Raw genomic sequence first — 21,517 nt, forward strand, 5'->3', positions numbered from 1 at the left:
AGACTTTTCAAAAAGCCGATAAAAACTGGGTTTTCAGCTTTTATCGGCTTTTTGATTAAATTAATAGGAAATATTAAAAGCTTTCATATCTTTCTCAATATATTGTAGGACTTCTGTATTGCCAAAAAATTGTGTAAAATAATAGGCTTGACGATAGTCATCGGCTGTGTCTTCCCCGAGCATTTGTTTGTTAAAGGCTTTTTCATATAAAAGATAATCTAGCAAATAAATGGAGTGTTTGTCACGACAAATCTGAATCCCTTTTTCGCTTAAAATGACACTTTTTTGGTAATCTTTTATTTCCGAGTAGAATTTAGCAGAATTATAATAAATTCTACAACGCTCCAAGGAACATTCTAATTTAAATTGTTCCAATTCTTGTAATGATTTTTCGTAATACACTTGCGCTTTTCTCATATCTTTTTCCAGTTCATATAGCGTACCTAGCGCATTCAGGCTTAAAATGTTGTAAATATTGACTTTACGGTCAATTTCCGCGCCCCGATATAGGTAAAACAAGGCCTCTGCTTTATCTTTTTTTCCTAATAAACAAGTAATTCCCTTATAATATAACAATTTAGTCGTTAGTTCATTATTAGATAAGATAAGACCTTCAGGCACTTCTTGTAATAAATTGTAGGCCTCTAAGTGAAATAACCGTAAAGATAAATCCTCGACTTTGTTTAGTAGATTTTCAATTTTCTTTTCTTCAGAAATCATCATACATTCTTCTACTTCTAAATCTAATCGGAGGCAAATAGATGAGAAAATATCTAAACTGTCACATAGATTACGGTTTTCAATATTACTAATTGTTGCTTGCGTACAGATGCCGTTAGCCAGCTCTGATTGTGTGATTTTTTTAAGTTTTCTCGCTTGTTTTATTTTGTCTCCTGCTACCTTCACGAACAGACCTCCACTTGTATTATTATGTAAATTCATTAAAAAATGTTATACTTTGATTATCAATTAAAGGAGGTACATGCTATGTTTGATTTACTTGCATTATTGACTGGAACATCAACTTATGGCAACGTTCCCCATGTTTAATTAGTCAATGCGTGTCAAGTATGGTCTTCCATACTTGGCATGTTTCCTTTAAAACTGACTCAATCATACTACAAACGGACAGACAAATACAACAGAAAATCATTGGTTTTTTATTAAGAAAAAGAACAGCAAGAAGTGATAACTACTTCTTGCTGTTCTTTTGTTTAGTTAGGTGTATTTAGATTTAAAATGATTTGTTCCGGCGTAATTTCATTATGATCTGACATCATTGGCTCTACGCTTAAATAACTTGAAGTATTTGTAATGATAACCATGACAGTTGAGTCAAGCCCAGCTTCTTTAATGGCTTTTCGATCGAACGTTCCTAAAAGATCTCCTTTTTTAACACGGTGACCTTGGGTTACTTGTGTCTGAAAGACCTCCTGCCCCAATGTGACAGTATCAATTCCTATATGAATTAATACTTCAGCTCCTGCGTCCGTTTGGATACCATAAGCGTGCCCAGTTTCTGCAACCAAGTTTAATAAACCATCTGCAGGCGCGTAAACCTTGTTCGCTGTTGGCATGATTGCTAAACCTTTGCCCATCATCTCGCTTGAAAATACTGGGTCATTAACAGCAGTAAGATTCATGGCGTAACCAGTTACCGGAGAAAAAAGTTGTTCATCTAAGGTGTTATGTTGCATTTCAAAGACTTCGCGTTCTTCCTCTTCGATTACTTTATCTGAAATTAAAACCTCTTGTGGAATTGCAAATAGACTGGTTAATGCATAACATACACCGACAGATAAAAGTGCGACTAATAAATAGATCACTAATTGATGTGCACTATAGATATACATTAAGAAAGAAGGAATAACGGCTAATCCATAAGAATTTGATTGAATATGAAAAATAGCTAAGATTGCTCCGCCTAAACCTGACGTAAACAAGACACATAGCAGCGGTTTTAAGTTCCAACGAATAAGTAATCCAAATAACACAGGCTCACTAACTCCAAATAATTGAGACAACATAGAACCAATGGCTGTCGACTTCACTTTGCTATCTTGCGCTTTTTTCGCAAAGGCTAAACAACTGCCAACGTTGGCAAACCCATACATGGCACATATTGTAATCAATGCATTAAATCCTGTATTTGCTAATAATGATGTTTCTACCATAGTTAGTGTATGATGAATACCAATCAAAACCATTAAAGGATATGAGGCACCAATCACGAAACCACCTAGTCCTAAGGGCAACCCAATCAACCATTGGACAACATCTACCATGCCTAACTCAACGGTATGCAAAATTGGGCCAATTCCGAGAATCATGATTAAAAAAGTAATTAACATAGTCATAAAAGGTGTAAAAATTTGATCAAGAATATTTGGCATCTTTTTTCGGAAAAAAAGTTCAATCTTTGCGCCAATTATACCAGCAGCAATTGCACTTAAAACGGATCCTTGTGCACCGACAACTGGGATAAAACCAAAAGCCATAATAGCTTTCACGCCAGAATCTGGTGTTGCAACTGCATAAGCGTTTGGTAAAATGGGTGATACCATCATTAAACCAATAACAATCCCGATTACAGGCGTCGCATTAAATGCTTTAAAGGTAGACCAAACAATCAAAGCTGGCAAAAAGGCAAAGACGGTATCTGTAATGACAGAGACAATTTGTTGAAAGCTTTCAGGAATATTGGCTACACTTGCTCCGAATAATTGTAAAAAAGTATCGTTAAAAATAACACCTTTTAACCCTAGGAACAATCCTGTTGCTGCAATTACTGGAACAATTGGAATGAATATTTCACTTAAAATGCGCATTGTTTTGCGCATGCCCGTTTCATTATTTTTTAAAATTGCTGTTTGCTCTGCTTTTGACACAACATTAATTCCAAGTTTTTCTATTTCATCATACACTTTAGTCACAATACCAGTTCCTAAAATCACTTGGTATTGACCACCATTATAAAAAACACCCTTGACTAAATCGATTTTTTCTAGTTGTTTACCATCTACTTGTTCGTGGTCCTTCAAAATAAAACGTAACCGCGTTTGACAATGGGTGACCGATATAATGTTATCCATACCGATTAATTGAATAATGTCTTTGGCTGCCTGCTGATAATTTTCTGCCATGTTATACTCCTCCTAGCTACTCATTTATAGTAATCAATAGTCCTTGATAGCTTTTTAATAATGTTCCCTGCTGAACTAATTGCTCTCGTTCTTCAGACTGTGTATCAAAAATAACTGTGCCATTAACTAAATAATGAGGGATTGGAACCGCCTCACCAAAATTAAAAAAAGCGTAAATCGTTTTTTCATTTAATTTGCGTTTATAAGCAATAACATTATCTGGAAGATTTGATAGTCCCTCAAATGTTCCATAAAGTAAGATGTCTGTATAGGGACTCTTTTGACGAAATGCAATCATCCGCTTATAGAAATGAAAAATACTTTGACTATTTTTTATTTCTGCTTCGGCATTGATTTCTTTATAATTATCCACCATTCCTAACCAAGGCTTGACGCTTGAAAAACCGCCATACATAGAATCATTCCATGGAAAAGGCGTGCGGGCATTGTCTCGACTACGCAAATTGACAAACGCCAAGGCTTCTTTGGGCGTAAATCCTTCTTTTATTGCTCGATAGTATTGATCAATGCTAGAAATATCATCGAATTCATCAATCGAACCCCTTTCAAAATTGGTCATTCCTAATTCTTGTCCTTGGTAAATAAAAGGCGTGCCTCTTAAAAAGAAATACATGGCGCCGAATGTTTTAACCGCATTTGGCTGTTGAGCCTGTTCTTTTAAATATTTCGTTGTCGCTCGAGGTTGATCATGATTTTCGATAAAATTTGCACTCCAACCAGCCTCTTGCATGGCTTCTTGCTGTTTGAAAATTAATGTGCGTAAATCATTCCAAGACCAATCGATTCTATAAAACCATTCGCTTCCTGATTTCACATCCAAATCAGCCCATTTGAAGTCAAAAATCATGTCGAAATACCCTGTTTCTCCAATAAATTCTGATAAATTTGGATAATTGACGCCGGCCGCTTCGGCAACTGTGACAATATCAAAGCCAGCAAAAGCTTTTTCTTTTAATTCGTTCAGAAAGTCACTCATTCCTGGCATGTTTCTACTCGCTTTTGTTACTTTGGCTAATTGATCTGCCCCATCAGCAGGTAAGTTTGTCCAAGTCAAATCTTTCTTAATAAAATTAATCGCATCTACACGAAAACCAGCAATTCCTTTGTTTAACCAAAAACGAATCATTTGATAGATTTCTTTGCGTAGTTCAGGATTTTCCCAATTTAAATCCGGCTGTTTTTTATGAAAGGCATGAAAGTAGTAGGCATCTTCCCCAGGTAATTTTTCCCAAACACTACCACCGAAGTTAGACCGCCAATTTGTAGGTGCTTCTCGTCCTTCTTTTATAATATAAAAGTCTCGAAAACGACTTTGAGGATTTTTTAAAACATCTTGAAACCAAGCATGTTCATCAGATGTATGGTTTACCACTAAATCTAAAATAACTTTTATGTTTCGTTTTTTTGCTTCTTCAATGAGTTCATCGAAGTCTGCCATTGTACCAAAATCGCTAGAAATACCATAATAGTCTGAAATATCATATCCATTGTCAGCCATTGGCGATGGGTACATTGGACTCAGCCAAATCAGCGTAATTCCTAAATTTTCTAAGTAATCCAGTTTTTGAATAATGCCTTGTAAATCACCAATTCCGTCATTATTACTATCCGAAAAGCTACGTGGATAAATTTGATAGGCCACTTCTTTTTGCCACCAATTTCTGTTCATTCTGGTTCTCCTCACTCTTAAACTAGTCCTGTTAATTTTTTCTGTAACCGTTTTTACATTTTGTATGATACTCGTTTTTGCGTAATATGTCAAACGTTTATCATAAATAAATGTAAATTATAATATTCTTTTGATTTAAATAGATTTATACATGTTATACGTTTGACTTTTTTCTGATTTGTTTATACTATTAGACTAACTACTATTTTCTAATAAAGGAGACATTACTTATGTCAAGCATCATGAACCAATGGACTGATGAATTACGTTATGCGCCTTATTCTTCTTGGACATCTGCTCACCTCGAAAATCTAACTTCTATTATCGCGCAATCTAGTTGGCGTTTTAAGTATCATATTCAACCACAGACAGGACTACTAAATGATCCCAACGGTTTTTCGTATTTCAATAACCAGTGGCATTTATTTTATCAAGCGTTTCCTTTCGGGAGTGTTCACGGACTAAAAAGTTGGGCCCACTTAACTTCCTCCGACTTAATTCACTGGGATTATGAAGGAATTGCCCTTTATCCCGACTCTGAATATGATTCTCATGGCGTCTATTCAGGCTCAGCTTTACCAATAGATAACCAACTATGTTTATTTTATACAGGGAATGTTCGTGATCAAACTTGGCAACGATTTGCATATCAAAATATTGCATGGCTGAATTCTTTAGGTGCGATCACAAAGGAAGCAACACCATTCCTACCAATTGACCCCAATTATTCTTCCCATTTTCGTGATCCGATGGTATTTCCTTATCAAGAAGGACTTGTTTTATTAATTGGTGCTAGTGATTTAAATGGACAAGGAAAAATTGTGGTCTATTTTTCTAAAGATCGAAACGTACACAATTTTCATCAACTTGGCGAATTGACGTTCACCGACCAAGAATTAGGCTACATGGTTGAATGCCCCAATTTGGTATTTATTGATGGCCAGCCTGTCTTATTATTTTGCCCACAAGGTCTATCTCCATCTGTAAAAAGTTATCAGAATATCTATCCGAATATGTACACATTGGCCGAAACGTTTGATTTGGAGAATCTTTCTTTAGTTCAGGCTGGACCTTTTGAAAATTTAGATGAAGGGTTTGATGTCTACGCCACTCAAGCCTTTAATGCGCCAGATGGTCGTGCACTTGCGGTCAGTTGGATTGGGTTGCCAGAAATCACTTACCCAAGTGATGTGGAGGGTTGGGCAAATGGCTTAAGTCTGGTTAAAGAACTCACAATTCACAACGGGAAACTATTTCAATATCCAGTTTCTGAAACAGAAATGCTTCGTCAATCCGCCACTACTTTATCAAATGGCTGCCATTTTTTATCTACTGCTTCTTTTGAATTAGAAGTGGATATTCCCAAAAATGAGATTGCTTTTATTCGGCTTTTAGCGAACGAAACGGGTTCAAAAGGACTTTTAATTACAATTGATACGATTCATGGTAAAATAACCCTTGATCGAACATTTGCTGGCCAACCTTTTGCTGAAAAGTATGGCACAATTCGTGAAACTAAAATTAGGAAAAATAAGTCAGTTCAGTTAACTATTTTTGTTGATTGCTCTGTTGCAGAAATCTATGTAAATAAAGGTGAAAAAACGATGACTGGTCGCTTCTTTCCAGATAAAGCGCAACAGTATCTTCATCTATCCAAGACGGCAAAAGCTTGTTTTTATGAGCTGGAAAATACGAATAATTAGGAATGATGGTGAATTTTGATGGTGGTTAAATTAACGGATGTAGCAAAGCTTGCTGGGGTGAGCCCGACAACGGTAAGCCGCGTGATTAATAATTATGGTTATCTTAGTCAAAAAACAATTGATAAAGTTCATCAAGCGATGGAAGAATTAAATTATCAACCTAATGGATTAGCCAGAAGCCTCCAAGGAAAAAGTACGCAGCTGATTGGTTTAGTCTTCCCTTCTGTTAGTCATCCATTTTTTGGTGAACTAATTGAAACACTGGAAAGAAAGCTTTTTGTTCAAGGATATAAAGTGATTTTATGTGATAGTGAAAAAGATCCAGAAAAAGAGCGCGCCTATTTACGAATGCTCGCTGCAAATAAAGTGGACGGTGTAATCACTGGTAGCCATAACTTAGCTATTAACGAATATGAAAATGTTTCACTACCTATTGTTTCCTTTGACCGTTTCTTGGCACCTGGCATTCCAATTGTCTCTTCGCAAAACTTTCAAGGCGGCCAAAAAGCCACTGAAGCCTTATTTGCAAGTGGTGCACAAAAGATTGCAATTATTACTGGTGCTAATAACACAGGCGCACCTAGCGATTATCGATTGGCTGGTTATAAACAAACGATGGAAAAATATGGCGCAGAAAAAACGATTCTACAAATTGATAATGGAACCTCAACAACATTAAAAAATCTAGAAATCGAACGTTTGCTTCAAAATAAAACTGTAGACGGCATCTTTTGTACCGATGATTTGACAGCAATTACAGTTATGAATATTGCTCAAAAATTGAAGATAGCCATTCCTGAAGAATTAAAAGTAATTGGTTATGATGGGACAAAATTAATCAAAAGAATTGCCCCACAACTATCAACCATTGTGCAGCCAATCGACGAGATGTGTGACGTTATGATTGACTTACTGATTCGTAGAATGAAGGATCCTGATGTTGCGCTCGAGGAAAATTATCCTATTCCGATTCAGCTATCATTGTCTGAATCCTGTTAAAAAAGACACCTGAAAAGGTGTCTTTTTTTATTCTTAATTCCTCATTTGCCCATTTTCCCTTAATTCCAAAGCACAGAGATTAAATAATACAACAACATGATCCCTACAAATACACCGAGCATTAGTAAAACATACCACCAATTTTTGGCGCTATAGGTTTCATTTTTATCTTTTTCGGTTCGTTTCCCGGCAGCCCATTTCCATAAATCGTAATTATTCATCTCTCTCACCACCTTTAATGGGTTTGTTAACTTAAGTCTAACACGGAATGAGAGAACTTGAAAACAAAAGGATCACCCACTTATGCAATGGATGATCCTTTTGGGGCACTATTCTTCTGGTAACCCATTATTTTTAATCACTGATTGGTACCAATAAAAACTATCTTTTTTAATACGTCGTAAATCTTTTAACTCATGGTCTTCACGATTAACGTAAATAAAACCGTAGCGTTTTTTGAATCCTTGATGGGAACTTAAAATATCCATGACCGACCAAGGGCAATAACCAAACAACTCAACACCGTCAGAAATAGCCGCATGACAAGCAGCAATATGATCATGCAAATACGCAATTCGATAATCATCATGAATTTTTCCGTCCTCTGTTAGGTGATCTGGTGTGCCTAAGCCGTTTTCTGTAATGATTAACGGTAAACGGTATTGACGATAATAATCATTTAAAACTAAACGTAGACCAGTTGGATCAATTTGGGCACCATACTTAGAGGTTTTTAAATGTTGATTTTTTTCGATTTTGAAATAACCGTATAGATCAAAATCAATGTCCTTTTCTTTCGTACCCAATGGGTGTTGCTCATCTGTCGGTAAATAGCTAGCAACTAACGTCCGATAATAATTAAGGGCGATAAAATCTGGTTTAGCGGCTTTCAGAATTGCTTGATCTTCTGGCTGTGTTTCGGGATAAATGCCGCATTTGGTTAAATACTCTTGATAGTAACCTGGGTATTCGCCAAAACAATACATTTCTAGAGCATAATTCGTTTTAAAGTTATCATTCATACGAGCCGCCCAAACATCTTCAGGCTTATTGGAACTAGGATAAGTCATCGTTGAGGAAACAGAGGGACCGACTTTTCCCCCAGCAACCAATTGGTGACAATCATTCGTCGCTAACGCATGGGCAACAAACATATGGTAATCCATTTGTGCACGAATTTTTTCAACATTTTCTGGTGCAACATCGTACATATTCATTCGTTCATCAACACGAATCATTAAGTTTTGTTCGTTCGTAACTTGCCAATTTTTGACTCGATCACCAAACGCTTGATAACAAACTTGCGCATAGCGTTGAAATGCGGAAACGCAGCGACGATCCGCCCAACCATTGTATTTTTCCACCAACGCAAAAGGTAAATCAAAATGATACAGTGTGACAAACGGCAAAATATCGTTTTCTAAAAGTGTATCAATGACGGTATTATAAAAATCGATGCCGGCTTGATTGATTTCGCCATCACCTGTTGGAATGATTCGTGCCCATGAAAGAGAAAAACGATAGGTTTTTAAGCCTAATTCTTTCATTAACGCAATGTCCTCTTTGAAATGATGGTAAAAATCGCTGGCGACTTTCGTATCTGCTTGTACAGCTGACTTTTTAAAAGAATTGTAATCAGCAACTGTTAGGCCTTTGCCGTCCTCATTCCAAGCTCCCTCAATTTGAAAAGCGGAGGAAGAAGCTCCCCATAAAAAATCGTTCTTAAATTGTTTAACCATTAGTTTTGCTCCTTTACTTGCATGAAAAATAAATTTGTTTGTGGTGTAATCTCTGTTTGTTTGGTTGTCTCAATTATAGCCATTTCCACAGTATTTGTTACGATGACTAAGACGGTTGGATCATAACCAGCAGCTTGGATAACTTGTTTATCAAAAGAGAGCAGTTTTTGTCCTAGTCTGACCCTTTCTCCTACTTTTACGAACGTTTCAAATCCCCGCCCTTTTAATTCGACTGTATTGATTCCAATGTGAAGGAGGATTTCAGCACCATTGTCTAACTTTAAGCCAATTGCATGATGAGTTGGATATAAAGCCGTCACTTGCCCATTTCCTGGTGAAACAATTTGTTCCTCTGTCGGATAAATAGCTAGCGTTTTTCCCATTTGTTGAGAAGCAAAGACTTCATCGTTGATTTGGTCTAAAGATACGAGTTGTCCTTGAACAGGTGCTTGAATCCGTTGCTTTTCTTTGACTGTCGTTGCCTCTGTCTTTATGCCGGATTCTTGACGTGAATCGTCAAGCGGTAAATCATTAAAGCCTAGAAAAATCGTTAATAGAAATGCACCAAAAAAAGCAATGCCACAACCTAATAAATAACAAATAAAGGCTTTGGTTCCTGCTTCTGCATAAACTGGGATGGTCAAGAGTCCTTGGTTAGCGAAGGCTGTCCCATAGGAGCCGCCCCAGCCCATTAAGGCCCCACCTGCTGCTCCGCTAGCCACCGCATAAATCATCGGTTTTTTTAGCCGCAAGTTTGCACCATAAATGGCTGGTTCTGTGATACCAAATAATGCAGTCACTGTTGCAGAGGCAGCAACGGCTTTCAAGCCTTTATTTTTTGTGCGGACAAACACGCCAAATGCGGCGCCCGCTTGAGAAAAGTTCGCTGCACCAGCAAACGCTAGCAAATTTTGCCGTCCTGTTCGAGCGACATCATTAATCCCAATTGGCACAAGCCCACGGTGAGCCCCAAAAATGACTAAGACACACCAAATTCCGCCGATAAAACCGCCTAACAAGATGGGACTAAAATTCATTATATAATAATACAACCAATTCACGCCGTCACCTAAATAAATCCCTATCGGTCCAAATAATAATAAAGTGGCTGGAATCATTAAAAGTAATGATAGCGTAGGAACCATAATAATTTTTAGAACTTCTGGAATCACTTTTTCCAAAAAGCGTTGCACATAAGCTAACATAAAAATTGCAAGAATAATAGGAATTACCGTGGAAACATAATTGGCTTTGGTCACATGTAATCCAAACAAGGTAACCGCTGATTCTTCAGTCATTAATGAAACGATGGTCGGATAACATAAGGTGGCACCAATTACCATAGCGATATATTCGTTTGTTTTGAAAACCTTAGCAGCTGAATAACCTAAAATAACTGGCATAAAATAAAAAAGTGCATCGGAAGCGGCGCTTAAAATAATATACGTATTCAAAGGTTTTAAATCGACCTGGTAAAAATTGTTTGCGACCATCACAGCAATAGCTAAAATTCCTTTTAACATGCCTGAAGCGGCAATTGCTGGTACGACAGGTGTGAAAATCGCGGCAACAGTATTTAAAATTCGATTACCTAATGAATTTTTTTCTTTTGTGGATGTTTTGGTCGTAAGTTGCTGAGCCAACAAAGGTTCTAGAGCATTATAAACATGCGCGACTTTATTGCCTAAAACCACTTGATACTGCCCGCCACTTTCAACAACAGAAATGACACCTTCTGTTTGTAGTAAGGCTTCTTTGTTCGCTTGTTTCGTATCTTTCAATATGAAACGCAATCGTGTATAACAATGTGTGACATCCACGATATTGTCTTTGCCACCTACGTCTTTCAAAATTTCTTTTGCTATTGCTTGGTAGTCCATGATGACCACTCCTTATCTATAAAATAACAGCTCAATAAAAAAGATCAAATCACACATGCACGTTTCAGCAAACACACTCAATATTTGCTCGTCGTGAATGTCCCTTTGATCTGATCTACGTAATAACTATGTTTCTCACGATAGAATAGCTGATTGAATTTATTTTTAATTTACCATTATTTAGAGGGATTATCAATGAATTAGGTAGACCAACTCAGTGTTTTGTTACTAAAATCAGCAGTGAAAATAGTAGTTTACTACATTCACTGCTGATTCATTTGATTACAAGACTGGTGACAACAAGCGTGAAAAGTTTTGCTTGAAGCGTAGCCAGTACCCTTGTTTTTTAATTATCTCGTCGGTTAGTAAGACACTTTTTTCTATATCTTCTTCAAAGATTTGCGCTAATATCCACGCAATGTCGGGATTGTAAATAAACGTACTCACCTCAAAATTCAATGAATAACTGCGAATATCTTGGTTTGTTGTGCCAACCATAGCTAATTCATCATCAATCACCATTGTTTTTGCATGAATAAACCCACTATCATAAATATAAATTTTAATGCCACGTTTGTGTAAGTAATTTGCGTAATATTGTGTCGCGCGGTAAATAAAGGGATGGTCAGGCATACAAGGAATCATAATTCGCACGTCGACACCTGAACGAACCGCCACTAACAACGCATTAATCATACTATCATCAGGGATTAAATACGGTGTTTGAATCCAGACACTCTTTTCTGCAGAGAAAATCATCCGAACAAACCCGCTTTTCAAAATTTCTTCTTCTGAATCAGGACCATCTGAAACAACTTGTAAGGACAAATGCTCCACTTCATGATCTTCTGGTAATTTAAAATATTTTTCATGATACGTCATACGTTCTTCAGGATATTTGACTGAAGCATTCCAATCCATGATAAATATCTCTTGCAATGAAAATACGGCCGTCCCGACCAAACGAATATGGGTATCTCGCCAGTAACCAAATTTTTCGGTGACATTCAAATATTGATCCCCAACATTGAACCCGCCGGTCCAGCCAATTTTCCCATCGATGACAACAATTTTCCGATGCAAGTGATAATTTAGACGTGTTTTACGGATCATATCGCGAGAAGTAATAAAGGGAGCTACTTTTCCTCCAGCGTCAACGTAACGAGCAAAAAACTTTTTATTTGCGCCGGGTGAACCCCAAGGATCGTAAATTAAGTAAACTTCCACGCCTTCATGTAACTTTTCGATTAATACATCTAAAAATTGATTGCCAATCGTGTCATTAAAAAACGCATAATATTCCACATGAACGGTTTCTTTCGCTGCACGAATATCTTCAAATAATGCTTGGAATTTTTCTTGGCCATCTGTGAATAATTGTAAACTATTTCTTTTGGCCAACGGTGATGCGTCCATATTCCGGAAATAACGATTTAAAACTTTCGCATCATAAAGTAAATCATAACGTTTATCGCGCCCTGCTTTTTTGTTATCGATGTCCACTTTTTCTTTAATTCGTTGAACCATTTGTTTTTCATCATCAGACAATTTAAAAACTTCTTGTCCATCGATACCTCGCCCACAGAATAAGTAAATAATAAAGCCGATACCAGGCAAGAAAATCAACGTCATCATCCATGCTAAAACGCTGGAAATACTACGAGGTTTTCTAAAAACAGTAATTAAGGCAGCAATAACGTTAATTACTAATAAAAATAACAAAATCCAAACAAAAATTTTCATCGCTTACCTCCTTTTTACTTCATACTAAGATTATATCAAATAACAGTTAAATTAGGCGAATAATATGAGCGAGTATTCAAAAAAGAATTCATTTCTATAAGTGTTTCGCCTTTGATTCTCAGTTTTTCTGTACTATAATGAGGGCTAGATGTAAAGATTTTGAAAAGAGGTACTTATTTTATGGTCGTTGATTTGAAAATGTTAGCTATGATTTTTATCATTAATTTTGCGTATATTACCTTAAATACTATTCGTTTTATGTTAACGATGAAAGGTTATCGGGTTATTGCACCGCTGGTTAGTATGGCTGAAATAACAATTTATGTCTTAGGGCTAAGTATGGTTCTGAATCGGTTAGACAATCCTTTAAATTTACTTGTTTATGCGCTTGGTTACGCTGTTGGCATTAGTGTAGGAATTAAAATCGAAGACTATTTGGCCTTGGGTTATATTATGGTATCGGTTATCCTCCCTTCTACTACTGAACAATTTCATTTACCAGAAACACTTCGTGAACACGGCTATGGTGTTACGCAAAGTGTCGCCTACGGACGCGAAGGAGAACGAATGGTTTTAGAAATCCTTTCCCCAAGAAAAAACGAACGTACATTGTACAAATTAATCAATCAATTAGAGCCGAGAGCATTTATCATTTCCTATGAGCCTAAGTTCATTTCTGGTGGTTTTTGGACGAAAAAAGTTCGCAAAAGAAATGACGCCATTTCTCACTAAGAAGCGGCGTCATTTCTTGTTATTGATTTTTAGTTTACATAATAATATTATCGTAACTTTAATTTATTCTAAGATAACTTAGAGAGTTCGTACCTAGTTGCTCAATCAATTGTTGCATAAAAACTAAGCGTTCGATGGCCGATCGGTTAGCAATTTTTTCATAATAAAATGCTAGAATATCCGACTGTGCTTCTAAAGGCTCGGCTTGTTCCGTTGCTACTGGTAAAAGGAGTTTTAAGTGGTCCTGGTCAATCGCAATCACTTGGGTCAGGTGCAAACTTTCTTGAAAAATATTAGGCACAGTACTGACTTTTCGGCCTCGCAGAGCTTGTTTAATGACTCTTCTCGCTTGCGAAAGATAGTATTCAGGATTTACGTCCCCTAGCAAGTCATATAAAGCGCTGAAGGCTTCTGGCAAGGATTGCTCTTTGCCCAAGTAATCAAAATAACGAGGCATTGTTGGAACCTCTGTCTTTTCTTTTTCAAGCGTAATTATAGATAGTTGTGCCGAGGCCAATCTTTGTTTTTGATAAAATGAGGGGCCACCGCTCACGCCAAAAAAATAGTCTTCCTCTTCTGGAAACACTTGTGGCCAAAAAGATTCAGCTAGCCAAAATAATTGCTCTGTTACAGTTCCTTTAAACTTAGGAAGTTCGTCTTCAGCCAAGGTCAAACTCGCAACTTCAGCTGCCGTATAAATAGGAAAATTCAAACGATATTGACGATTTTCCCGAATGATTAACTGACAATCAATCATTTCTGATAAAAATTGTTCTAACTTGGCTTCTGTTGCAAAGGCCGCTTTTAATTGTCTTAAAATGATTCTTTCTTCCCGATGTTCATACATAAAAGTAACAAGAGGGAAAAAAAGTGATTGGTTGAGCAAATGATTGTATTGTTTCGTTTGTTGCGGAGAATGATAGTAAATTGCTAAATCATTCATGTTAACGCCCCTTTACTAGTGAAGCGCCTAAGCAACAAGGAATTTATCGCGTTGCTTAGGCGCTTACGGTTTTAGTTAAAGACTTCTGTTAATTGTGGTACTACTTGTTTTTTACGAGAAACAACGCCGGGTAAGAACGCACGATTGTTAACTAATGTTACATTGAACGCTGCTTCAATTTTGGCTTGTTCCGCACCAATCGCTAATAATTCAGAATCACTGTCTAGGATATTCGTAATAATTAAGACAAACAAGTCATAATTATTGGCTGCATTTTCTGCGGCCATAGCTGCTTCTAATTCAGCTTGACGATCTAAAACTTCTGCTAAGTCGACGGTATTTACTTGGGCAACGCGAACTGTTTTGCCGTTCATTGGGAAGCTCTTAGCATCTAAATCTAAAAGAACTTCAGCTGATTTATCGCTTAAGTTTGTTCCTGCTTTTAATAAGTCAAGACCATAGCCTTCTAAATTGATTTCAGCAATATCAGCTAGGGCGTGCGCTGCATCGATGTCTTCTTGTGTGCAAGTTGGTGATTTAAATAATAATGTATCAGAAATAATCGCTGAGACCATCATACCAGCAATTTGAGCTGGAATTGTCACGTTATTTTCTTTAAACATTTTATAGATGATTGTACTGGTACACCCAACTGGTTCTGCACGATAATACAATGGATCTGCTGTTTCGAAGTTGGCAATCCGGTGATGATCTACTACTGCTAAAATGTTTACTTCAGCGATATCTGAAATGCTTTGTTGGAATTCGTTATGATCCACTAACATGACTTGGTTTGTTTCGCTAGCTGCTTCAGTGACAACACGTGGTGCTTCAATATTGAAGTAATCTAAGGCATATTGAGTTTCTTCACTTGGTGTTCCTAAAGCGACAGCTTCTGTCTCTTTTCCTAATTCTTTTTGTAAGTAAGCAAAACTAATTGCTGCTCCGATAGCATCTGTATCAGGATTTTGGTGTCCAAAAACTAAAATTTTTGACATAATACACACTCCTTGGTTTTGATTCACTCTTAATGATAACAAAAAATAGAAAAGAAACAACAAAAAAATTGTCTTCTTTTCTATTTTTTCGTTTGTTAACGTGCTAGATAACCTTGATAGTCCTCGACATGTAGTAGTTTTTTCGCATTTTCAACACGATCATTTTTAGGAGGCTCAATTCCTTCTAATGGATAAGGAATACCTAGTTCTTCCCATTTGTACTTGCCCATCGTATGGTAAGGAAGCACTTCAACTTTATCTACATTGTTTAATGTTTTTATGAAGGCATCCAGACGGATTAAATATTCGTCGTAATCACTACGTTGAGGCACCAATACGTGGCGAATCCAAACAGGTTTGTCAATTTCAGATAAATAGGTAGCCATCTCTAAAATATTATCATTTGATTGCGTTGTTAACAGTTTATGCTGCTCGTTATCAATATGTTTGATGTCGAATAAGAGTAAATCTGTGTACTTCATCAATTCATCAAATTGACTAATGAAGGGTTCTTCCCGAGTAAAAGGTTTGCCACACGTATCTAAGGTTGTATGAATGCCTTGTGCTTTGGCTTTTTTAAATAAATCGATTAAAAAGTCCATTTGCAATAGCGGCTCACCACCACTGACAGTGATACCACCCTTTTCGCCCCAATAAGAGCGAAAACGTAATGCTTCCTCTAATACTTCGTCAGTCGTCACCACACGACCACCGGAACCAATTTTCCAAGTATCTGGATTATGACAGAATTGACATCTCATGCGACACCCTTGTGTAAATACGATAAAACGGACACCTGGGCCATCAACGGTACCAAAATTTTCTGTTGAATGAATTCTACCTGTAACTGGTGTTGTCATAATGATCCCTCTTCTTTCAAACGAAAAGGATGACACGTTAAATGTCACCCTTTCAGTTAAATAATGTAAATGTTTTTTATAGTCTGTCGTGTGAAGTTCTTGAAATAACGTCTGCTTGTTGTTCAGGAGTTAAGTCACGGAATTTCACGGCATATCCAGATACACGGATAGTTAAGTTTGGATATTTTTCTGGATGTGCTTGTGCATCTAATAATAATTCGTTTGTAAATACGTTTACGTTTAAGTGGTAACCACCTTTATCGAAGTAGCCATCTAATACGTTACGTAAGTTGTTAATTCTTGTGTCGTCGTCTTTACCTAAACCATTAGGGTTGATGGTTTGTGTATTAGAAATACCATCTAAAGCGATTGTATATTCTAAACGAGCTGTTGAGTTTAATGAAGCTAACAAGCCATTTTTCTCACCTAAGAATTTACCGTCTTGATAACTTGGGTTCGCACCTGGTGCAAGAGGTTTGCCGGCACGACGTCCGTCAGGCGTGTTCCCTGTTGCTTTACCATAAACAACGTTTGAAGTGATTGTTAATAATGAAGTCGTTGGTTTAGAGTTACGGTATGTGTGTTGACGTTTAATTTGTGTCATAAAGTAATCTAAAATCCAGTTAGCCATTGCATCGGCTTCTTCGTTATCGTTTCCGTATGTTGGGAATTCTTTTGTTGGTACATAATCAATTGCCATACCATCTTCGTCACGGATTACTTCTACTTCACCGTGTTTAATTGCCATGATACTATCAGTCGCATGAGAGATTCCGGCAATACCAGTTGCGAATGTCCGTTGTAAATCAGTATCCATTAAAGCTAATTGTGGTGCTTCATATGCATATTTATCATGCATGTAATGAATAATGTTTAATGTGTTAACATACAATTCAGCTAACCAGTCTAAGATGTCTTTATAGCGTTCCATGAATTCATGGTAATCTAATTTGTCACCAGTCATTGGACGATATTTTGGTGCTACTTGCATTTTAGTTTTTTCGTCGACCCCGCCGTTAATTGCATAAAGAACAGCTTTCGCTAAGTTCGCACGAGCGCCGAAGAATTGCATATCTTTACCCATAACTGTTGCAGAAACACAACATGCGATTGCACAGTCGTCAGAACCCCAGTTTTCACGTAATAAGTCATCGTTTTCAAATTGGATAGATGAGCTTTCTTTCGCGATTTTAGCTGCATATGTTCTGAAGCCTTCTGGTAAGTGAGAAGAATACAATACAGTTAAGTTCGGTTCTGGAGATGGTCCCATGTTTGTTAAGGTGTGTAAGATACGGAAGTCATTTTTAGTAACTAATGAACGACCGTCAATACCCATACCAGCAATAGATAATGTTGCCCAAATTGGATAACCAGAGAATAATTGGTTGTATTCTGGTGTCCGTGCAAATTTAACCATACGTAATTTCATGATTAAATGGTCAATCATTTCTTGTGCTTCAAATTCAGTGATTAAACCAGCTTCTAAGTCACGTTGGATATAGATATCTAAGAATGCTGAGATACGACCAATTGACATTGCCGCACCATTTTGAGATTTAATGGCACCTAGGTAACCAAAGTATAACCATTGGATTGCTTCTTGCGCATTTGCAGCAGGACGAGAAATATCGAAACCATAAGAAGCAGCCATTTGTTTTAAGTCATTTAACGCACGGTATTGTTCAGAAATTTCTTCACGTAAGCGAATAACATCGTCTGTCATTTCTTTGTTACCAGTGTTATCATGATCTTTTTTCTTTTGTTCCATTAAGTAGTCGATACCGTATAATGCGATACGACGATAGTCACCGATAATACGGCCACGGCCATAAGCATCTGGAAGACCAGTAATGATTTTGTTTTTACGTGCTAAACGCATTTCAGCTGTGTAGGCATCAAAAACACCTTGGTTATGTGTTTTTCTGTATTCTGTGAAGATTTTTGTCATTTCTTCGTCAGTTTCATAACCATTTGAAACTAAGGCATTGTTCGCCATTTTAATACCACCGAATGGCATAAATGCTTGTTTTAATGGTACATCTGTTTGTAAACCGACAATTTTTTCTTCTTCTTTGATTAAGTAACCAGGTTCATGTGACGTAATAGTTGCTGGGATATCGCTATCCATGTCATAAACGCCATTTTTTTCATGTTGGATTTCAAATAATTCTTGTAGTTTTGTCCATAATTTGTCAGTGCTCGGAGCGATTGGTTCTAAGAAACTGTCGTCGCCTTTGTACTCTGTGTAGTTGTTTTGAATAAAATCACGAGTGTCAACGCTTGTTCTCCATTTGTCGCCTTTAAAGCCTTCCCATTGTTTCATGAAGTGTTTGCCTCCTTAGTTAACTGCTACTTGATTGTATGTAACAGCTTTATGTGATTAGTATAACACATAACCTTTTAGATGCAAGCGTTTTTTTATTATTTATTGCACTTTCTTAATAAATAAATGGGGAGCAAAGATTCTAAATGCTGATATATAAACATTTATACTTGTGAAAATAAGAACGATTTATAGTTGTTATCACTTGTGAAAAATGTACTTCTGTATTAAAAACAGCAGCCATCTGTATTAATACAGATGGCTGCTGTGGAGATATTTATAACACAGTTTAGTTTGTTTGTTCTTCTTCAATCACTGCAGAATGCATCTCGTGGACTTCCATTACTTGGCCATCTTTTTGTTCATCGATGACAAAGGAACCGTTGGATGTTCGTTCACTGATTGGATAGTTTTTCGACTGAATAACTTCTTGTGTGCCTTTTTGCGTAGTAACTAATAAATCTAAATCGGTACTTTCAGACATAAAGACAACACGATGTGGATTTTTCTTCAATTCCCGTAAGACCATTAATCCACGTTTTGCTCGTCCTAATTGTGTTAATTCTTGGGCTAACATACGTTTAACACCGCCACGTTGGGTAACGATGACAATCGGTGTATCCCCTTCAGAATGAACCAGCAAACCATTAACGACATAATCGTCTTCTTTGAGGTTCATTGATTTAACTCCAGCCGCTTTACTACCCACGACTGGTACTTCATATAATGGATAACGTAAGCCAAAACCGCGATTGCTAACGAGGAAAACATCCAATAAGTCTTGATCATTTGTTAAATAAACATTGGTAATTTCATCTTGGTCTGATTTTAATTTCATACAAGATGTCGGGCGGCTCTTATACGTGCGCCAAGGCTCAAAATCAGCCATTTTGGTTTGTTTAATCATGCCAGCTTTTGTAATGAAAACAAAGGTTTTTGTCGGACTTAACTCTTTATAAGGATATACAGCAATAATCGATTCATCGATAGCAAGATTTAAAATGGTTTGAGAAATATGTTCGCCAATTTCTTTCCAGCGTAAATCTGGCAACTCATGGACGGGGCGATAGATCATATTCCCTTTATTTGTTACTAGTAAAAGATGATCTAATGTATTGACTTCGCCAGCATATAGTAAAAAGTCGCCTTCTTTCATGCCGATTTCTTCTGGTTTTGATGCTGTATAAGAACGAATACTACTCCGCTTGATATAGCCTTCGTGCGTCACGGTTACGACCACGTCTTCCTGCGCAACTAACACGGCTGTTTCAATCTTGATTTCTTGGATTTCCTCTTCAATTTTAGTTAAGCGCGGATTGCCATATTGCTTTTTAACTTCGCGAAGTTCTTTTTTCATGACTGAGAATAGTTCTTTTTCATTGTTTAAAATATTCAATAACTCAGCAATTTGTTGTTCTAAAGTTTTCGCTTCTTCTTGTAAATCAGTAATATCCGTATTGGTTAAACGGTATAGCTGTAAAGTAACGATTGCTTCAGCTTGTTCTTCAGTAAACGCATAGTCGGATACTAAGTTCTTCTTCGCATCTTTTTTATCTTTACTGCCACGGATTGTTGCAATCACTTTATCTAAGATAGACAATGCTTTAATTAAACCAGCAACAATGTGCTCACGTTTGCGAGCTTTGTCCAACTCAAATTGACAACGGTTAATGATAACTGATTTGCGGTGCGTAATGTAACTTTCTAAAATCCGTTTTAGTCCCACTTGTTGCGGGGTCATGTTGTCAATGGCTACCATGTTAAAGTTGTAATTGATTTGCAATTCAGTGTTTTTAAATAGATAATTTAAAATACCTTCTGCATTGACATCTTTTTTTAGTTCAACAACAATTTGCAAGCCAGTTCTGTCACTTTCGTCACGAACTTCGGCAATGCCGTCTACTTTTTTATTTAAACGGATTTCATCCATCTTCTTCACTAGCGTTGCTTTGTTGACTTCATAAGGAATTTCAGAAATGACAATTTGTTGTTTGCCGCCTTTTAAGGGCTCAATCTTTGTCTTCGCACGTAAAATTACTTTACCACGGCCGGTTTCGTAGGCTTTTTTAATTTCTGCTTTTCCTTGTAGGATCCCACCTGTTGGGAAATCTGGTCCTGGAATGTATTCCATTAATTTCTCTAAACTTGCATTAGGATGATCAATTAAATACACAGTTCCATCAATGATTTCCGCTAAATTATGTGTAGGAATTTCTGTTGCATAACCTGCTGAAATCCCCGTTGAGCCATTTACCAATAAATTAGGATATTTGGCTGGTAAAACAGTGGGTTCTTTTTCTGTATCGTCAAAATTCCAGACGAAATCGACGGTATTTTTGTCGATATCTTTTAACAACTCACCACTTAACTGTGATAAACGAGCTTCTGTATAACGCATCGCCGCTGGTGGGTCGCCATCCATACTTCCGTTGTTTCCGTGCATTTCAATTAGTACTTCCCGTAATTTCCAGTCTTGACTTAGACGGACCATCGCTTCATAAATACTACTGTCGCCATGGGGATGATAATTCCCCATAATGTTTCCGACAGATTTTGCCGATTTACGAAAGCCTTTATCAAAGGTATTGCCGTCTTTATTCATTGAAAAGAGAATGCGGCGTTGTACTGGTTTTAGCCCATCTCGAATATCTGGTAGGGCCCGTTCTTGAATGATGTATTTGGAATATCTTCCAAAACGATCGCCCATTACTTCTTCAAGGGTTAATTCTTGAACTTCTTGGCGTTTTTCCAAAATTGTCACTCC

General features: G+C 37.0%; 15 protein-coding genes. 3 read left to right on the forward strand and 12 right to left on the reverse strand.

Going from position 1 to position 21,517, the window contains the following annotated elements; genetic code table 11:
• Positions 1-60: 60 nt before the first annotated feature.
• From IGK03_RS06885 to IGK03_RS06895, 3 genes are all read right to left on the reverse strand, one after another.
• Positions 61-942, reverse strand: coding sequence for a helix-turn-helix domain-containing protein (locus IGK03_RS06885; protein WP_002394463.1), 882 nt, complete (start codon positions 940-942; stop codon positions 61-63).
• 272 nt (positions 943-1,214) lie between these two features.
• Positions 1,215-3,143, reverse strand: coding sequence for a sucrose-specific PTS transporter subunit IIBC (locus IGK03_RS06890; RefSeq protein WP_002360285.1), 1,929 nt, complete (start codon positions 3,141-3,143; stop codon positions 1,215-1,217).
• A 16-nt stretch (positions 3,144-3,159) separates the two neighbouring features.
• Positions 3,160-4,833, reverse strand: a complete 1,674-nt coding sequence (locus IGK03_RS06895) for a glycoside hydrolase family 13 protein (RefSeq protein ID WP_010713394.1) — start codon at positions 4,831-4,833, stop codon at positions 3,160-3,162.
• 242 nt (positions 4,834-5,075) lie between these two features.
• Here IGK03_RS06895 and IGK03_RS06900 point away from each other — a divergent pair, with 242 nt between their 5' ends.
• Both IGK03_RS06900 and IGK03_RS06905 read left to right on the forward strand, forming a co-directional pair.
• Positions 5,076-6,536, forward strand: a complete 1,461-nt coding sequence (locus tag IGK03_RS06900) for a sucrose-6-phosphate hydrolase (protein WP_025192037.1) — start codon at positions 5,076-5,078, stop codon at positions 6,534-6,536.
• 18 nt (positions 6,537-6,554) lie between these two features.
• The gene (locus IGK03_RS06905) at positions 6,555-7,535 is read left to right on the forward strand and encodes a LacI family DNA-binding transcriptional regulator (RefSeq protein WP_033624974.1); all 981 of its coding nucleotides are present in this window, start codon (positions 6,555-6,557) and stop codon (positions 7,533-7,535) included.
• Positions 7,536-7,594: 59 nt separating this feature from the next.
• Here the strand turns inward: IGK03_RS06905 and IGK03_RS06910 are convergent, their stop codons facing one another.
• The 4 genes from IGK03_RS06910 to cls form a co-directional block, all read right to left on the reverse strand.
• A complete protein-coding gene (locus IGK03_RS06910) occupies positions 7,595-7,756 on the reverse strand; it encodes a hypothetical protein (protein WP_002361843.1) in 162 nt (53 codons plus the stop codon).
• 108 nt (positions 7,757-7,864) lie between these two features.
• Entirely contained in the window at positions 7,865-9,274 is a 1,410-nt protein-coding gene (locus IGK03_RS06915) for a glycoside hydrolase family 1 protein (protein WP_049095496.1), read from the reverse strand.
• The gene (locus IGK03_RS06920; protein ID WP_430602591.1) at positions 9,274-11,154 is read right to left on the reverse strand and encodes a beta-glucoside-specific PTS transporter subunit IIABC; all 1,881 of its coding nucleotides are present in this window, start codon (positions 11,152-11,154) and stop codon (positions 9,274-9,276) included. Before IGK03_RS06920 ends, IGK03_RS06915 begins: the two co-directional genes overlap by 1 nt.
• Positions 11,155-11,436: 282 nt before the next feature.
• Positions 11,437-12,897 carry a cardiolipin synthase gene (gene cls, locus IGK03_RS06925; protein ID WP_010707571.1) on the reverse strand — a complete coding sequence of 487 codons (1,461 nt, stop codon included), beginning with the start codon at positions 12,895-12,897 and terminating at the stop codon, positions 11,437-11,439.
• 180 nt (positions 12,898-13,077) lie between these two features.
• On the opposite strand from cls, the gene IGK03_RS06930 reads away from it, so the two are divergent.
• Positions 13,078-13,629 (forward strand): DUF2179 domain-containing protein, encoded by a 552-nt coding sequence (locus tag IGK03_RS06930; RefSeq protein ID WP_002361848.1) that lies wholly within the window; start codon positions 13,078-13,080, stop codon positions 13,627-13,629.
• Positions 13,630-13,687: 58 nt separating this feature from the next.
• On the opposite strand, the gene IGK03_RS06935 is transcribed toward IGK03_RS06930, so the two are convergent.
• The 5 genes from IGK03_RS06935 to parC all read right to left on the reverse strand — a co-directional run bounded on the left by IGK03_RS06935 (position 13,688) and on the right by parC (position 21,505).
• Positions 13,688-14,572, reverse strand: coding sequence for a DUF1803 domain-containing protein (locus tag IGK03_RS06935; protein WP_033624978.1), 885 nt, complete (start codon positions 14,570-14,572; stop codon positions 13,688-13,690).
• A 71-nt stretch (positions 14,573-14,643) separates the two neighbouring features.
• Positions 14,644-15,570 carry a manganese-dependent inorganic pyrophosphatase gene (locus IGK03_RS06940; protein WP_002360265.1) on the reverse strand — a complete coding sequence of 309 codons (927 nt, stop codon included), beginning with the start codon at positions 15,568-15,570 and terminating at the stop codon, positions 14,644-14,646.
• Positions 15,571-15,665: 95 nt separating this feature from the next.
• The gene (pflA, locus tag IGK03_RS06945) at positions 15,666-16,430 is read right to left on the reverse strand and encodes a pyruvate formate-lyase-activating protein (RefSeq protein ID WP_002357530.1); all 765 of its coding nucleotides are present in this window, start codon (positions 16,428-16,430) and stop codon (positions 15,666-15,668) included.
• A 76-nt stretch (positions 16,431-16,506) separates the two neighbouring features.
• Complete coding sequence (pflB, locus tag IGK03_RS06950) at positions 16,507-18,753, reverse strand: formate C-acetyltransferase (protein ID WP_002357529.1); 2,247 nt, start codon at positions 18,751-18,753, stop codon at positions 16,507-16,509.
• Between the two features lie 289 nt (positions 18,754-19,042).
• On the reverse strand, positions 19,043-21,505 hold the full coding sequence (gene parC / locus IGK03_RS06955; RefSeq protein ID WP_104801984.1) for a DNA topoisomerase IV subunit A: 2,463 nt from the start codon (positions 21,503-21,505) through the stop codon (positions 19,043-19,045).
• Between the last annotated feature and the right edge of the window lie 12 nt (positions 21,506-21,517).

It is taken from the genome of Enterococcus sp. DIV2453a (genome assembly GCF_050533535.1).
Classification (GTDB): Bacteria; Bacillota; Bacilli; order Lactobacillales; family Enterococcaceae; genus Enterococcus; species Enterococcus faecalis.

What these genes read in the sequence shown, in the direction of transcription:
- IGK03_RS06885 (WP_002394463.1), bottom strand. Translation starts at nt 942, where the DNA reads ATGAATTTACATAATAATACAAGTGGAGGTCTGTTCGTGAAGGTAGCA.
- IGK03_RS06890 (WP_002360285.1), bottom strand. Translation starts at nt 3,143, where the DNA reads ATGGCAGAAAATTATCAGCAGGCAGCCAAAGACATTATTCAATTAATC.
- IGK03_RS06895 (WP_010713394.1), bottom strand. Translation starts at nt 4,833, where the DNA reads ATGAACAGAAATTGGTGGCAAAAAGAAGTGGCCTATCAAATTTATCCA.
- IGK03_RS06900 (WP_025192037.1), top strand. Translation starts at nt 5,076, where the DNA reads ATGAACCAATGGACTGATGAATTACGTTATGCGCCTTATTCTTCTTGG.
- IGK03_RS06905 (WP_033624974.1), top strand. Translation starts at nt 6,555, where the DNA reads ATGGTGGTTAAATTAACGGATGTAGCAAAGCTTGCTGGGGTGAGCCCG.
- IGK03_RS06910 (WP_002361843.1), bottom strand. Translation starts at nt 7,756, where the DNA reads ATGAATAATTACGATTTATGGAAATGGGCTGCCGGGAAACGAACCGAA.
- IGK03_RS06915 (WP_049095496.1), bottom strand. Translation starts at nt 9,274, where the DNA reads ATGGTTAAACAATTTAAGAACGATTTTTTATGGGGAGCTTCTTCCTCC.
- IGK03_RS06920 (WP_430602591.1), bottom strand. Translation starts at nt 11,154, where the DNA reads ATGGACTACCAAGCAATAGCAAAAGAAATTTTGAAAGACGTAGGTGGC.
- cls (WP_010707571.1), bottom strand. Translation starts at nt 12,897, where the DNA reads ATGAAAATTTTTGTTTGGATTTTGTTATTTTTATTAGTAATTAACGTT.
- IGK03_RS06930 (WP_002361848.1), top strand. Translation starts at nt 13,078, where the DNA reads ATGGTCGTTGATTTGAAAATGTTAGCTATGATTTTTATCATTAATTTT.
- IGK03_RS06935 (WP_033624978.1), bottom strand. Translation starts at nt 14,572, where the DNA reads ATGAATGATTTAGCAATTTACTATCATTCTCCGCAACAAACGAAACAA.
- IGK03_RS06940 (WP_002360265.1), bottom strand. Translation starts at nt 15,570, where the DNA reads ATGTCAAAAATTTTAGTTTTTGGACACCAAAATCCTGATACAGATGCT.
- pflA (WP_002357530.1), bottom strand. Translation starts at nt 16,430, where the DNA reads ATGACAACACCAGTTACAGGTAGAATTCATTCAACAGAAAATTTTGGT.
- pflB (WP_002357529.1), bottom strand. Translation starts at nt 18,753, where the DNA reads ATGAAACAATGGGAAGGCTTTAAAGGCGACAAATGGAGAACAAGCGTT.